Below are 13,749 nucleotides of genomic sequence, written 5' to 3'. Positions count from 1 at the left end.
CTGCGGTGCAATTAGCGCTCCAGCCGGCGGAGGCCGCCGTCCTCGCGTCAGGTGACTTTTCGCGCGCCGCTTTGGTGCGTCCGGTCGCGCTCGCGCACCGTGACGAATCCCGCCCTAGTGCCTCGCACGCTCCGCGAGCGAGGAAAACCGGGTATCACGCTGGCGTCGCCAGGGCTGGCACGAGAGCTGCAGTGCTCGACTTCGCGAACGGTCCGGCAATGCCCGCGTTCGCCCACATCGCAGATGCAAGAACAGGCAAAGGCGCCTGGACCTCCCACGAGGGGGTTCAGGCGTTTTTTTTTGCCTCCGAAATGCCGTTTCCAGAGGTTTTTTGATGAACGCCTACCACGCACCCAGCCCCGCCCTGCCGATCCTGGCGATCATTGGCAACGGCATGGTCGGCCACCACCTGCTCGAACAACTGGTTGCACAGGACGCGACCCGCCGCTACCAGATCCACGTGTTCGGCGAAGAGCGCCAGCGCGCCTACGACCGCGTGCACCTGTCGGAATACTTCGGCGGCCGCGATGCCGAATCACTCGCCCTCGGCGACGCCGCGCTGTATCGCACGCCGGGCGTGACCTTGCACCTGGGCGAGGCGGTGCTGCGCATCGACCGCGAGCACCAGGAGTTGGTGAGCAACGAGCGCACCTTGCGCTACGACCGGCTCGTGCTGGCCACCGGTTCCTATCCCTTCGTGCCGCCGATCGAAGGCGCCGAAGGCGATTCCCGGCTGGTCTACCGCACCCTCGACGATCTCGACGCCATCCGAGCCGCCGCCAAAGGTGGGCGCCGGGGCGTGGTGATCGGCGGCGGCCTGCTCGGCCTTGAAGCGGCCAATGCCCTGAAGTCGCTGGGCCTGGAAGCCCATGTGGTGGAGTTCGCCCCGCGGCTGATGCCGGTGCAACTGGACGACGAAGGCGGCCGCGCGCTGAAGGCGCAGATCGAAGCCCTCGGCGCCCGTGTACACCTGGGCAAGGCGACCCAATCGATCGGCCCCGGCGATGAGCACCGCTACCGCATGCAGTTCGCCGACGGCGAGAGCCTGGAGACCGACCTGATCGTGTTCTCCGCCGGCATCCGTCCGCAGGATGCGTTGGCGCGTGCCTGTGATCTGGCGCTCGGCCCACGCGGCGGTGTGGCCATCGACGGGCAGTGCCTGAGCAGCGACCCGGCGATCCACGCCATCGGCGAGTGCGCGGCCTGGAATGGCAGCATCTTCGGCCTGGTCGCCCCCGGCTACCAGATGGCCCGCGCGGTCGCCGCGCAACTGGTCGGCGCGCCGAGCGAAGCGTTCAGCGGCGCGGATATGTCGACCAAGCTCAAGCTGCTCGGTGTCGATGTCGGCTCCATCGGCGACGCCCAGGGCGCCACGCCCGGCGCGCGCAGCTACCGCTTCATCGACGAGGCCAACGCCGGCTACCGCCGCCTGGTGGTCTCCGCCGACGGCAAGACGGCGCTGGGCGCGGTGCTGGTCGGCGACAACAGCTACTACGACACCCTGCTGCAATACGTGCAGAACGGCATCGCCCTGCCCGCCGACCCGGCCAACCTGATCCTGCCGCGCGGCAACGCGGCGCCGGCGCTGGGCATCGACGCGCTGCCGGCCAGCGCGACCCTGTGCTCCTGCCACAACGTCAGCAAGGGTCAGGTCTGCGCCGCCATCGACGCCGGCTGCACCGATCTGGCCGCACTCAAGGGCGAGACCAAGGCCGCCACCGGCTGCGGCGGTTGCGCCACGCTGCTCAAGCAAGTCTTCGAGCATGAACTGGCCGCCCGTGGCGTGGCGGTGGACACGCGTCTGTGCGAACACTTCAGCCACAGCCGCCAGGCGCTCTACGACATCGTCCGCGTCGAAGGCATCGAGGACTTCGAGACGCTGCTGGCGCGGCATGGCGAAGGCCACCTCGGCTGCGACATCTGCAAGCCGGCAGTGGGCTCGATCCTCGCGTCCTGCTGGAACCGGCCGATCATGGAGCCGTCGCTGGTGCCGCTGCAGGACACCAACGACACCTTCATGGCGAACATGCAGAAGAACGGCACCTACTCGGTGGTCCCGCGCATTCCCGGCGGCGAGATCACCCCGGACAAGCTGATCGTCATCGGCCAGGTGGCGAAGAAATACGACCTCTACACCAAGATCACCGGCGGCCAGCGCATCGACCTGTTCGGCGCCCAGTTGCACGAATTGCCGGATATCTGGGGCGAGCTGATCGCCGCCGGCTTCGAGACCGGGCATGCCTACGGCAAGTCCACGCGCACGGTGAAGTCCTGCGTCGGCAGCACCTGGTGCCGCTACGGCGTGCAGGACAGCGTGGCCATGGCGCTGCGCATCGAGGATCGCTACAAGGGCCTGCGTTCGCCGCACAAGCTGAAGTTCGCGGTCTCCGGCTGCACCCGCGAGTGCGCCGAGGCGCAGAGCAAGGACATCGGTGTGATCGCCACCGAGCACGGCTGGAACCTCTACGTCTGCGGCAACGGCGGCATGCGCCCGCGGCATGCCGAGCTGTTCGCCACCGACCTCGACGACGAAAGCCTGATCCGCACCATCGACCGTGTGCTGATGTTCTACATCCGCACCGCCGACAAGCTGCAGCGCACCTCGGTGTGGCGCGAATCGCTGGAGGGCGGCTTGGACTACCTCAAGGCGGTGATCCTCGACGACAGCCTGAACCTCGCCGCCGAACTGGAGGCGCAGATGCAGCAGGTGGTCGACCGCTACGAATGCGAATGGGCCAACGCGCTGAAGGACCCGGAGAAGCTCAAGCGCTTCCGCACCTTCGTCAACCAGGCCGGCGGCGACCCGGACATCCACTTCGTCGAGGAGCGCGGCCAGCGGCGCCCCGCGCGCCACGGCGAGATTCCACTGACGCAGCTCGAGGAGGTGTCCCGATGAACGACGAAACCTTGCACTGGCAGGCCGTCTGCCAGCGTGCCGACCTGGTCGCCGGCTCCGGCGTGGTGGCCTGGCTGGACGGACGCCAGCTGGCGCTGTTCTACCTGCCCGACGAAGCCGGCGGACAGCTCTACGCCATCGACAACCGCGACCCGAAGTCCGGCGCCAACGTGCTCGGCCGCGGCCTGCTCGGCGAGCTGAACGGCGAGCGAGTGATCGCCGCGCCGCTCTACAAACAGCACTTCCGCCTGCGCGACGGGCTGTGCCTGGAAGACCCCGAAGTGCGCCTGCCGGTGTGGCCGGCACGGCTGGTCGGCGAGCGTGTGGAAGTCGCCGACCTTTCGCTCACGGCCGCATGACCCCAACCCAACGTCCTACGTTTTCGGAGAGATGCCCATGTCCTACCTCGCCCCCCAGGAATTCGCCAAGAAGATGGTCGACGCCGGCGAAGCGAAGATCTTCATGTCCACCCGCGACACCCTGATCCGCGCCTTCATGGCCGGCGCCATTCTCGCCCTGGCGGCGGTGTTCGCGGTGACCATCACCGTACAGACCGGCAGCCCGCTGGTCGGCGCGATGCTCTTCCCGGTGGGCTTCGTGATGCTCTACCTGATGGGCTTCGACCTGCTCACCGGGGTCTTCATGCTCACCCCGCTGGCGCTGCTCGACCGCCGTCCTGGCGTCACCGTGTCCGGCGTGTTGCGCAACTGGGGCCTGGTGTTCGTCGGCAACTTCGCCGGCGCGCTGCTGGTGGCCTTCATGATGGCGTTCGTCTTCACCTTCGGCTTCTCCACCAGCCCCGGGGCGATCGGCGAGAAGATCGCGCACATCGGTGAAGCGCGCACCCTGGGCTACGCGCAGTACGGCCTGGCCGGCTGGCTGACCATCTTCATCCGCGGCATGCTGTGCAACTGGATGGTCTCGATGGGCGTGGTCGGCGCGATGATATCCACCTCGGTGAGCGGCAAGGTGATCGCCATGTGGATGCCGATCATGCTGTTCTTCTTCATGGGCTTCGAGCACTCGGTGGTGAACATGTTCCTGTTCCCCTCGGCGATGATCATGGGCGGCGGCTTCTCCATCGCCGACTACATGCTCTGGAACGAGATCCCCACCGCCCTGGGCAACCTGGTCGGCGGCCTGGCCTTCACCGGCCTGACGCTCTACGCCACCCACGTGAAGACCTCGCCCAAGCGCAGCCTGGCCTGAACGGCTGCCTCAGGGAATATCGAGGATCTTGTGCTGCTGCAGGCCCAGGCGCCATTGCGGGTGGGCCTTGCAATAGTCGATGGCGGCGCGGGTGTTGCCCTCGCGCTGCGGGCTGTCCATCGGCTGCAGGTAGAACTGCCCGGCGGGGAATGCGGCAAAGCGCTCGGGCAGCGCATCGGCCTGTGGATAAACCAGCTTGAGCTCGTCCGCCCGCTGCAGCACCACGGCGGCGCGCCCCTTGGGGCTGAGGCAAATCCAGTCGATACCCTCCGGCGCCGGCAGGGTGCCGTTGGTTTCCACGGCGATGAAGAAGCCTTCGGCGTGCAGCGCCTCGATCAGCGGCGCATCCAGTTGCAGCAGCGGCTCGCCGCCGGTGATCACCACGAAGCGCTGGGCGTGCGCAGGATGCGGCCATGCCGCCGCCACCGCCTGCGCCAGTGCGGTGGCATCGGCGAAGCGGCCACCGCCCTCGCCGTCGGTGCCGACGAAGTCGGTATCGCAAAAGGTGCACTGCGCGCTGGCGCGGTCCTGCTCGCGACCGGACCACAGGTTGCAACCGGCGAAGCGGCAGAACACCGCCGCGCGCCCGGCCTGCCCACCCTCGCCCTGCAGGGTGTAGAAGATTTCCTTGACGGCGTAACTCATGGAAGGCGGACCGGGCTGTGCAAAAAGGGCCGACATTCTTGTCGAGCCGGGACTCGACTGCAATCGCCGCCGACGGATGCATCGGCGGCGCGCCGCGGCCCTCTGTTATAGTGCGCGCCCTTTTCGCACTGCCATCCCACGCCCATGGAAATCTTCAAGGAATTCGTCTTCGAGGCCGCCCACCTGTTGCCCAACGTGCCCGAGGGACACAAGTGCGGACGCCTGCACGGACACTCCTTCCGGGTCGGCATCCACGTCGAGGGGCCGCTCGATCCGCATACCGGCTGGGTGATGGACTTCGCCGAGCTCAAGGCGCGCTTCAAGCCGATCTACGATCGCCTCGATCACTACTACCTGAACGACATCCCCGGACTGGAAAACCCCACCAGCGAGGTGCTCGCGCGTTGGCTGTGGCAGCAGCTCAAGCCGATCCTGCCCGAGCTGTCGAAGGTTCGCGTGCACGAGACCTGCACCTCCGGCTGCGAGTACCGCGGCGACTGATCAATCGCTCAGCCGCAGGCACGGCCAGCGCTGCAGCCAGCCCTTGCGCTGCGCACGCTGCTCCAGCAGGACGCGGGGCCGGTGCGGTCCCGGCGTCAGTTGCAGGTCGAACAACGAGTCCCAGCCGAACACCGCCAGGCATTGCAGCTGATCGTCCGCCCCCAGGCGCACGGCCACGGCGGTTTCCCGCTCCGGCCAGTGGGCCAGCGCATCCGCCAGGTCACGGTAAGGCGCATCACCGTTGCGGCGATGCATCCAGGCCTGGTTGCGTACCTGCCAGGTGACTCCGGGAAAGGCGCGCGCCAGGCGTCTCTCGTAGCCAACGAAGGCATCCGCGTCGGCCTCTTCGGGGTCGAAATAAACCACGTCCAGGTCGTTCAGCGGAGTCGCCTGGCGATGGCCGTGCAGTGAATCCCAGACGGCGTTGCGCAGGAATCCCGCAGCCAGCCAGGCCTGCCCGGGTCCGTGCTCGCGCAGGCAACGCAGGGCGTCCATGCGCCAGGGGTCGTTTTGCAGAAGCTGTTGCAGTCGCTGCATGGATCGCTCATCGAAGATGGCACGTTTGGTCGCACAGGCAGGCGTTCGCGACACTTTACCTGTACCCTTGCGCGCTTTTTCATGCGCCGACTGGGCGCCACTGCCGGAAATACCCATGAACGATAACAGCACGGCGCCGAAGAGCGCCTTCGCCCGCCTGGGCCTCGTCCCCCAGATCATTCTCGGCCTGCTCGCCGGTGTCGCGCTGGCGCAGTTCGCGCCCGCCACGGCGGCCAACGTGGGCTTTCTCGGCGAGGTCTTCGTCTCCGCACTGAAGGCGGTGGCGCCGTTGCTGGTGCTGACCCTGGTGGCGGCGTCCATCGCCAACCACAAGCAGGGCGAGCGCAGCCACATCCGCCCGATCCTGGTCCTCTACCTGATCGGCACCTTCGGCGCCTCGCTGGTGGCGGTGCTCGCCAGCCACCTGTTTCCCTCGACCCTGGTGCTGGCCACCGAAGGCGCGCAGATGACGCCGCCCGGCGGCATCGCCGAGGTGCTCAAGACCCTGGCGCTGAACATCGTCGACAACCCGGTGAACGCGCTGCTCAAGGGCAACTACATCGGCATCCTGGCCTGGGCAGTAGCCATCGGCCTGGCCCTGCGCCACGCGGCGCCGAGCAGCCGGCAACTGCTGGCCGACCTTTCCGGAGCGCTGACCGGCCTGGTCAAGCGGGTCATCCGCCTGGCGCCGCTGGGCATCTTCGGCCTGGTCGCCGGCACCCTCGCCGACTTCGGCCCCGGCGTGCTGCTCGACTACCTGCACCTGCTCGCGGTACTGCTCGGCTGCATGCTGTTCGTCGCGCTGGTGGTGAACCCGGCGATCGTGTTCTGGCAGATCCGCCGCAACCCCTACCCGCTGGTGCTCACCTGCCTGAAGGAAAGCGGCCTGACCGCCTTCTTCACCCGCAGCTCGGCGGCCAACATCCCGGTCAACCTGCAGCTGTGCCAACGCCTCGGCCTGCACGAGGAAACCTACTCGGTCGCCATCCCGCTGGGCGCGACCATCAACATGGCCGGTGCGGCGATCACCATCAGTGTGCTCAGCCTGGCGGCGGTGCATACCCTGGGCATCCAGGTAGACCTGCCCAGCGCCCTGCTGCTGAGCCTGGTCGCCGCGGTCAGCGCCTGCGGTGCCTCGGGCGTGGCCGGTGGCTCGCTGCTGCTGATCCCGCTGGCCTGCGCGCTGTTCGGCATTCCCAACGAGGTAGCCATGCAGGTGGTCGGCGTCGGTTTCATCATCGGCATCCTGCAGGACTCGGCGGAAACCGCGCTGAATTCCTCCACCGACATCCTCTTCACCGCGACCGCCTGCGAAGCCCAGGGCGACGTGCCAAACCCGGTGGTCTGAGCCTCACTGCTCCCAGAACGGCGGGCAACCCAGCGCCTGCGCCTGTGCGCGGGCCTGCGCCATGCCCGCCTGCAGATCCTCGCGGGACGCCTTGCGCGACGTCTGCGCGTAGTCCCAGGTGGCCAACGCCACGTAGAAGGTGCCGTAGCGCTCGGCCAGCGCTCGACAGCCGGGATCGGCCGCCGGGCTCTCGGCCTGTGCCGCGGGCATCAGCGCCGCACTCTGGCAGCCACCGAGCAGCAATCCCAGCAAGGGCAGCAGCAGACGCGACTTCATACCGGGTCTTCCAGGGCGAACAGCAGCACCTTGAGGCCGGCGTTCGCGTCGATGTCGGCGAACTCCTCGGGATTCTCCAGACGCTCGACATAGCGCAACTGCGGCGCCTCCAGCGTCATCGCCTGCACCAGGAAGTCCGGCGCCACGTCCGGCGCGTTGATGCAGGCCAGCACTCGACCACCGGGCGCCAGCAGCCCCGGCAGGCGACGCAGGATCTTCGGATAGTCGCGCTCCAGGGCGAAGCTGCCCTTCTGGAATGACGGCGGGTCGACGATCACCAGGTCGTAGGGGCCGGAACGCGCGACCTTGCCCCAGCTCTTGAACAGGTCGTGATCGAGGAAGCTCACCTTCGCCAGGTCATGGCCGTTGAGCCGGTGGTTGTCGCGCCCGCGGCTGAGCGCGGCGCGCGCCATGTCCAGGTTGACCACTCCTGCTGCGCCACCCGCCATCGCCGCGACGGAGAAGCCGCAGGTGTAGGCGAACAGGTTGAGCACCCGTGCACCCGCACCCTGCTCGCGGACCCAACGGCGTCCCAGGCGCATGTCGAGGAACAGCCCGCTGTTCTGCTTGCGCCCCAGGTCCAGGCGATAGGCGAGCCCTTCCTCGTGGATCACGCAGTCCTCCGGCGCCTCGCCCCACAGCGTCTCGCTCGCGGCATCGGGGCGATAGCGATGTTGCAGCAACAATGCGCGTATAGTGGCCGACTGCCATTCGACGCTCTGCGTCAGTGCTTGCAGGGTTTCCCGCAATGCCTGCAGGGCGGTCTCCTCCGGCTCGCGATACAGCGCCACCAGGACGATGCCCTCGAGCCAGTCGACGGTCAGTTGCTCCAGTCCGGGCCAACGCCGGCCGCGCCCGTGCAGGAGGCGGCGGGCCTCGACGGGGGGCGTGGCGAGCGCCTCGCGCAGCCGCTGATCGAGGGTGGCAAGGGATTCGGGTGTCACGTGTAGAAACCTCGCGCGGCGGATTGCCCCGCTGCTGTTGTGTGTTCGTCGCAGGTGCGTGAACATGGCGCACTTGCACAGGTCGCCCGGCCCACATCGGCCAGGCGGAATTGCCGCCGTCGTCCCCACCGAGCCCTAAGCTCCCGGAGGTCGTTTTCTATGGAGCGCCCCCTGCGCATCGGCGTGATCGCCGATACCCACGGTCTGTTGCGCCCCGAGGCACTGGAACTGCTTTCCGGCTGCGATCACCTGATCCACGCCGGCGACATCGGTGATCCATCGATCCTCGGCGACCTGGAAGGCATCGCACCGCTCTCCGCGGTGCGCGGTAATAACGATACCGGCGACTGGGCGCAGAACCTGCCCGAACGCCTGGTGCTGAAGTTCCGCCGCACTTCGATCTACCTGCTGCACGACCTCAAGCAACTGGACATCGATCCACGCGCCGAGGGCATGGCCGCGGTGATCAGCGGCCACTCGCACAAGCCCGTGCTCGACGAACGCGACGGCGTGCTCTACCTGAATCCGGGCAGCATCGGTCCGCGCCGCTTCCGCCTGCCGGTTTCGCTGGCGCTGCTGTCGCTCGAAGGCGGGCGCATCGACGTCGAGTTTCGCGAACTGGCGGTCTAGCTAGCTGCTCAGCGCCGCTCCCAGATCTCCAGCGCATAGGCCGGTGCGGCGCCCTCGACCGGAAACTCCTGCAGACCGGCGCGGCGCCACTGGCTCTCGTCGAGCGGCGGGAAGTGGGCATCGCCCTCCGGTTCCAGCTCGATGCGCGTGAGGTACAGCCGCTGCGCCAGCGGCAGCGCCTGGGCATAGAGCTGCGCACCGCCGATCAGCATCAGTTCGTCGACGCCCTGCTCATGGGCCCAGGCATCCGCGCGCTGCAGCGCGGCCTCCAGACTGGTGAAGGTCTCGGCGCCCTCGAGCTGCAAACCCGGCTGACGGCTCACCACCAGGTTGAGGCGTCCGGGCAGTGGCCGGCCGAGCGAGTCCCAGGTCTTGCGGCCCATGATGACCGGCTTGCCCAGGGTGGTTGCGCGAAAATGCTTGAGGTCCGCCGGCAAGTGCCAGGGCATCCGGTTGTCGAGGCCGATGACGCGGTTGCGCGCGAGGGCGGCGATCATCGCCAGGGGGCGTCGTGTGTCGTTCATGGCGGCGAGCATAGCCGTCCGCTGGCGACTGGCCAAGCGCGACGGGTGTTCTCGCGTCAGCGAGCGGTTATCCTGCAAGTGACATGACCACGAGTAGCCGCGTGACCGATCCCGAATCCCTGTCCCGAATCGACCGCCTCTGGCTCTGCGAAGCGATTCGCCTGCGCGAAGAGCAGGCCGGCGCCCTGGACGACGCCCAGGTCAACCGCCAGGCCCGCGCGGCCGGTGGCGACCTGGCGCAGCGCATCGAGCGCCGCGCCCTGCTGCTCGGCGAGCGCGACGGTCAGTTGCCCGCGCTGCGCCGCTGGCGCGCGGGTGCGCTGCTCGCCGGACTCGGCCTGCTGGTGTTCGCGCTGCTGTTCGGTGCCGGCATGGGCAGCGCCGCGCTGGGCGACGGCACGCATCCGGTCAATGTGTTCTGGGCGCTGGGCAGTCTGCTGGGACTGAACAGCCTGGCACTGCTCGGCTGGCTCGCCAGCCTGCTGCTGACCGGTGATGCCGGCGGCGCCCTCGGTCGTGTCTGGCTCTGGGCCAGCGCGCGGCTGGCGCGCGATGCCCAGGCCGCGCAACTGGCCCCCGCCCTGCTGCTGATGCTGCAACGCGCGCGACTCGGCCGCTGGCTGCTCGGCCTGGCGGTGCATGGACTCTGGCTGTGCATGCTGCTGGCGGCGCTGGCGACGCTACTGGCGTTGCTCTCCACCCACCGCTACACCTTCGTCTGGGAAACCACCTTGCTCGGCGGCAACACCTTCGTCGCCCTGACCCAGGCGCTCGGCGCCCTCCCCGCGGCGCTCGGCTTCGCCGTGCCGGACGCCGCCACGGTGCGCGCCAGCGGCGCCGACCCGCTGCTCGCGGAGGCGGCACGCCAGGCCTGGGCGAGCTGGCTGCTCGGCGTGCTGCTGGTCTATGGAGTCGCGCCGCGCGCACTGCTCGCCGCGCTCTGCCTATGGCGCTGGCGGCGGGGCGCAAGCACGCTGGCGCTGGACCTGACGCAGCCCGGCTATGCACTGCTCGCTGAACGCCTGCGGCCCTCCAGCGAGCGTCTGGGCATCAGCGATGCCGCTCCCGCGTCCCCGGCAACGCATGCCCTGGAGAACCTGCCGGCGTCCGGCGAGGGCGCCGTCCTGGTGGCCATCGAACTCGACACCCAGCGCCCCTGGCCGCCGCGCTTGCCCCAAGGCATCGCCGATGCCGGGATACTCGATAGCGGCGCACAGCGCCGGCGCCTGCTCGAACAATTGACCCGCTTCCCGCCGCAGCGCCTGGCGATCGCCTGCGACCCGCGCCGCTCACCGGATCGCGGCACCCTGGCGCTGATCGGCGAACTGGCCGCCTGCGCCGCCGCTGCGCGCGTCTGGCTGCTGCAGGCCCCGCCGGGCGAGAGCCTGGATTGCGAACGTCTGCAGAGCTGGCAACAGGCGCTCGACGCACTGGGCCTGGCGCATGCCGGCAGCGCACCCCTGCAGTGGCTGGAGACGGGCCATGACTGACACCCGCAAGCCGCTACGCCTGGCGGTGGTCGGGCATACCAACGTCGGCAAGACGTCGCTGCTGCGCACGTTGACCCGCGACGTCGGCTTCGGCGAGGTGTCCCAGCGCCCCAGCACCACCCGGCATGTCGAAGGCGCCCGCCTGTCGGTGGACGGCCAGGCGCTGCTGGAGCTGTTCGACACGCCCGGCCTGGAGGATGCCATCGCCCTGCTCGACTACCTGGAGCGCCTCGAACGCCCCGGCGAGCGCCTCGACGGGCCGGCGCGTCTGCAGCGGCTGTTCGACGGCCCCGAATCGCGTCAGCGCTACGAGCAGGAAAGCAAGGTACTGCGCCAGTTGCAGGCCTCCGACGCCGGCCTCTACGTGATCGACGCCCGCGAACCGGTGCTGGCCAAGTATCGCGATGAACTGGCCGTGCTCGCCATGTGCGGCCGACCGCTGCTGCCGGTGCTCAATTTCGCCGGGCACCCCGGTGCCCGCGAGGAGGAATGGCGCGAGGCGCTGGCGCGCCTGGGCCTGCACGCGCTGGTGCGCTTCGACACGGTTGCGCCGCCGCAGGATGGCGAGCAGCGCCTCTACGAAAGCCTCGGCCTGCTCATCGAGCACAGCCGCGCCGCACTGGCCCGACTGGTCGCCGAACATGCCACCCAGGCCGCCGCACGCCGCCGCGACGGGCGCCTGCTGATCGCCGAACTGCTGCTCGACGTCGCCGCCGCGCGACGCCAGGTGAGCACCGCAGGCAGTGCCGAGCGCGAAGCGGTGGAAGCCCTGCGCGAAGCGGTGCGCAAGCGTGAGCAGCGCTGCGTGGAGGCGCTCCTGGCGCTGCACGCGTTCCGCCGCGAGGATGCCGCCGCCGGCGAGCTGCCGCTGCTCGACGGCCGCTGGGGCGACGACCTGTTCAACCCCGAGACCCTGCGCCAGCTCGGCGTGCGCGTCGGCGGTGGCGCAGCGGCCGGAGCCGCCGCCGGCGCCGGTGTCGACCTGCTGGTCGGCGGTATCACCCTGGGCGCGGCGACGCTGATTGGTGCGCTCGCCGGCGGCGGCGCGCAGACCGCCCGCCACTACGGCCAGCGGCTGCTCGGCAAACTCCGTGGCGAGCGCGAACTGAGCGTCGACGACGCCGTGCTGCGCCTGCTCGCCCTGCGCCAGAAGCAGTTGCTAGACGCCGTCGCCGCCCGCGGGCATGCCGCCCAGGAGCGGCTGCGCCTGTCCGCGCCGAGCGACGAGAGCTGGCGCCAGGATCGCCTGCCGGAGGCCTTGCAACGGGCCCGCGCGCACCCGGAGTGGTCGAACCTGAACCCCGGCGGCGGCAAGCCCCAGGCCGAGCGTCAGGCGCTGCTCGAGGCGTTGGCGCGCGAGCTGTCCTAGGGCCTATCGCTCAGCGCAGTTGCAGGTCCTGCAGCAAGCCGCGCATCGCCGCATCGACCTCCGTCGCGTGGTCTTCACGCAACGCGTAGGTCAGCGAGTAAACCGACGCCTCCCCCAGCGCCAGCAGCAGGTGCTGGCGCAACACCGGCGCACCGTTCTGGCTGACGACGCAGGCCACCTCGCGCGCGGCTAACGCACCCAGGCGGGTGTCCGCGGGCGGCTCGCAGCGGGTCATCAGGCGGCTGCGCGCAAAGCCGAACTGGATACCCTGACGCATCTGCGCGAGCACCTCGTCGGGTTTCACCTCCACCGCACGGGGCAGCGGCAGGCTGGTCAACTCGGCCACCGCGGCCTGCTCGCCGTCCTCGCGCAATTTCACCGCCCGCACGCGCTCGCCGGACACCCCCTGCTCGAACGGCGACGAAGGCGCCGGCTGTGCCTCGACCTGCCAGCCCGGAGGCCAGTTCACACGAAGCTCGGCCAGCGCCGGCAGGGACAGGCACAGGGCGAAACAGACGACGATCAGGCGCAGGCGGGACATGGAAGGCGGTGACTCGAGGGAAAACCGCAGAGTGCAGTAGATTGGTGAATCGGGCAACGGAGGTGCCTTGAGAGCTGCTGCTTTGAGGCTTCGGCGCCAAAGGACGGTTGTCGGCGTTCATCCGAACTTTCCTGTTTCTTCCTCCTGGGCGACTCACTTGTGTTTCACGCCGTCGCTAGCGGCTCAGGATTAGAGCAGGTGCAGCGGGCCTTCGGTGCCAAAGGACTTTTGTCGGCGTTCCTCCGAGACTCCCGGTTTCGCCCTCCTGGGCGACCCTCTTTTGTTGCGGCAAAAGAGGGCAAAACCATTGCCCCGACGATCCGGCCCCGCCCGCTGGCGCGGACGGGGTGCGTTCACTCCATCGCCGCTCCGGGGGTCGCCGCCAAGGGGCGTCCTGCCCCTTCGCGGCTTTCGCGGCCGTCCTGGCCGCTCACCCCCTACACGGCGACTCCATTCACCCGGACCAACGGGGCGCTTCGGCGCCGTCTGAAAGTCCGAGTAGACGTAGGATGGGTTGAGCGCAGCGATACCCATCACGCCGCCACGATGGGTATCGTCGCTACGCTTCTCCACCCATCCTACGGGACCGAGGCCGGGGACGAGCCAGAGCAACGCGACCACCGATGACGCGGCACGCACCCGGATCCCCTTCAGAAGGCCGAGTGGAGGTGTTGCGCAGGGGGATGCGAGGCAGGACGCCGAGCAAGGCGCGAAGGGGCAGGACGCCCCTTCGCGGCGTGCCCCCGGAGCAGCGCCGGAACGAGGGAACCCCGGCCGCGTAGCGGCTGGGGCCGGATGTTGGGGTGGTCTTCTTCTTGCCTACTTCTTCTTGACCACGC

The 13,749-nt window shown here is 69.0% G+C and carries 14 protein-coding genes; 8 read left to right on the top strand and 6 right to left on the bottom strand.

Annotated features, from left to right (window positions below; translation table 11 throughout):
• Positions 1–334 precede the first annotated feature (334 nt).
• Genes nirB through ACYRGX_RS03405 form a run of 3 tightly spaced genes read left to right on the top strand, consistent with a single transcriptional unit; the run spans position 335 to position 4,105 of the window.
• A complete protein-coding gene (nirB, locus tag ACYRGX_RS03415; RefSeq protein WP_473055211.1) occupies positions 335–2,896 on the top strand; it encodes a nitrite reductase large subunit NirB in 2,562 nt (853 codons plus the stop codon).
• A complete protein-coding gene (gene nirD / locus ACYRGX_RS03410) occupies positions 2,893–3,255 on the top strand; it encodes a nitrite reductase small subunit NirD (RefSeq protein ID WP_473055210.1) in 363 nt (120 codons plus the stop codon). The genes nirB and nirD overlap by 4 nt, the downstream gene beginning before the upstream one ends.
• A 37-nt stretch (positions 3,256–3,292) precedes the next feature.
• Positions 3,293–4,105, top strand: coding sequence for a formate/nitrite transporter family protein (locus tag ACYRGX_RS03405; RefSeq protein WP_473055209.1), 813 nt, complete (start codon positions 3,293–3,295; stop codon positions 4,103–4,105).
• Between the two features lie 9 nt (positions 4,106–4,114).
• On the opposite strand, the gene queE is transcribed toward ACYRGX_RS03405, so the two are convergent.
• On the bottom strand, positions 4,115–4,750 hold the full coding sequence (gene queE, locus ACYRGX_RS03400) for a 7-carboxy-7-deazaguanine synthase (protein WP_473055208.1): 636 nt from the start codon (positions 4,748–4,750) through the stop codon (positions 4,115–4,117).
• A 144-nt stretch (positions 4,751–4,894) separates the two neighbouring features.
• On the opposite strand from queE, the gene queD reads away from it, so the two are divergent.
• Positions 4,895–5,251, top strand: coding sequence for a 6-carboxytetrahydropterin synthase QueD (gene queD, locus ACYRGX_RS03395; RefSeq protein ID WP_473055207.1), 357 nt, complete (start codon positions 4,895–4,897; stop codon positions 5,249–5,251).
• Here the strand turns inward: queD and ACYRGX_RS03390 are convergent, their stop codons facing one another.
• Entirely contained in the window at positions 5,252–5,788 is a 537-nt protein-coding gene (locus ACYRGX_RS03390) for a nucleotidyltransferase family protein (RefSeq protein ID WP_473055206.1), read from the bottom strand.
• 115 nt (positions 5,789–5,903) lie between these two features.
• On the opposite strand from ACYRGX_RS03390, the gene sstT reads away from it, so the two are divergent.
• Positions 5,904–7,136, top strand: a complete 1,233-nt coding sequence (sstT, locus tag ACYRGX_RS03385; protein ID WP_473055205.1) for a serine/threonine transporter SstT — start codon at positions 5,904–5,906, stop codon at positions 7,134–7,136.
• 3 nt (positions 7,137–7,139) lie between these two features.
• Here the strand turns inward: sstT and ACYRGX_RS03380 are convergent, their stop codons facing one another.
• Both ACYRGX_RS03380 and ACYRGX_RS03375 read right to left on the bottom strand, forming a co-directional pair.
• Positions 7,140–7,412 (bottom strand): hypothetical protein, encoded by a 273-nt coding sequence (locus ACYRGX_RS03380; protein WP_473055204.1) that lies wholly within the window; start codon positions 7,410–7,412, stop codon positions 7,140–7,142.
• Positions 7,409–8,356 carry a class I SAM-dependent methyltransferase gene (locus ACYRGX_RS03375; protein WP_473055203.1) on the bottom strand — a complete coding sequence of 316 codons (948 nt, stop codon included), beginning with the start codon at positions 8,354–8,356 and terminating at the stop codon, positions 7,409–7,411. Before ACYRGX_RS03375 ends, ACYRGX_RS03380 begins: the two co-directional genes overlap by 4 nt.
• Positions 8,357–8,515: 159 nt before the next feature.
• Between ACYRGX_RS03375 and ACYRGX_RS03370 the strand changes: the two genes are divergently transcribed.
• Complete coding sequence (locus ACYRGX_RS03370) at positions 8,516–8,986, top strand: metallophosphoesterase family protein (RefSeq protein WP_473055202.1); 471 nt, start codon at positions 8,516–8,518, stop codon at positions 8,984–8,986.
• 8 nt (positions 8,987–8,994) lie between these two features.
• Here ACYRGX_RS03370 and ACYRGX_RS03365 read toward each other — a convergent pair whose 3' ends face one another.
• Positions 8,995–9,510, bottom strand: coding sequence for a dihydrofolate reductase (locus tag ACYRGX_RS03365; protein WP_473055201.1), 516 nt, complete (start codon positions 9,508–9,510; stop codon positions 8,995–8,997).
• Between the two features lie 83 nt (positions 9,511–9,593).
• On the opposite strand from ACYRGX_RS03365, the gene ACYRGX_RS03360 reads away from it, so the two are divergent.
• The gene (locus ACYRGX_RS03360; protein WP_473055200.1) at positions 9,594–11,000 is read left to right on the top strand and encodes a DUF2868 domain-containing protein; all 1,407 of its coding nucleotides are present in this window, start codon (positions 9,594–9,596) and stop codon (positions 10,998–11,000) included.
• Positions 10,993–12,369 (top strand): GTPase/DUF3482 domain-containing protein, encoded by a 1,377-nt coding sequence (locus ACYRGX_RS03355; protein ID WP_473055199.1) that lies wholly within the window; start codon positions 10,993–10,995, stop codon positions 12,367–12,369. The genes ACYRGX_RS03360 and ACYRGX_RS03355 overlap by 8 nt, the downstream gene beginning before the upstream one ends.
• A 10-nt stretch (positions 12,370–12,379) precedes the next feature.
• Here ACYRGX_RS03355 and ACYRGX_RS03350 read toward each other — a convergent pair whose 3' ends face one another.
• Positions 12,380–12,910, bottom strand: a complete 531-nt coding sequence (locus ACYRGX_RS03350) for a DUF4946 domain-containing protein (RefSeq protein WP_473055198.1) — start codon at positions 12,908–12,910, stop codon at positions 12,380–12,382.
• Positions 12,911–13,749: the final 839 nt, after the last annotated feature.

It is taken from the genome of Pseudomonas sp. R4-15, assembly GCF_055768815.1.
This window is presented reverse-complemented; position numbering and strand designations above follow the sequence as displayed.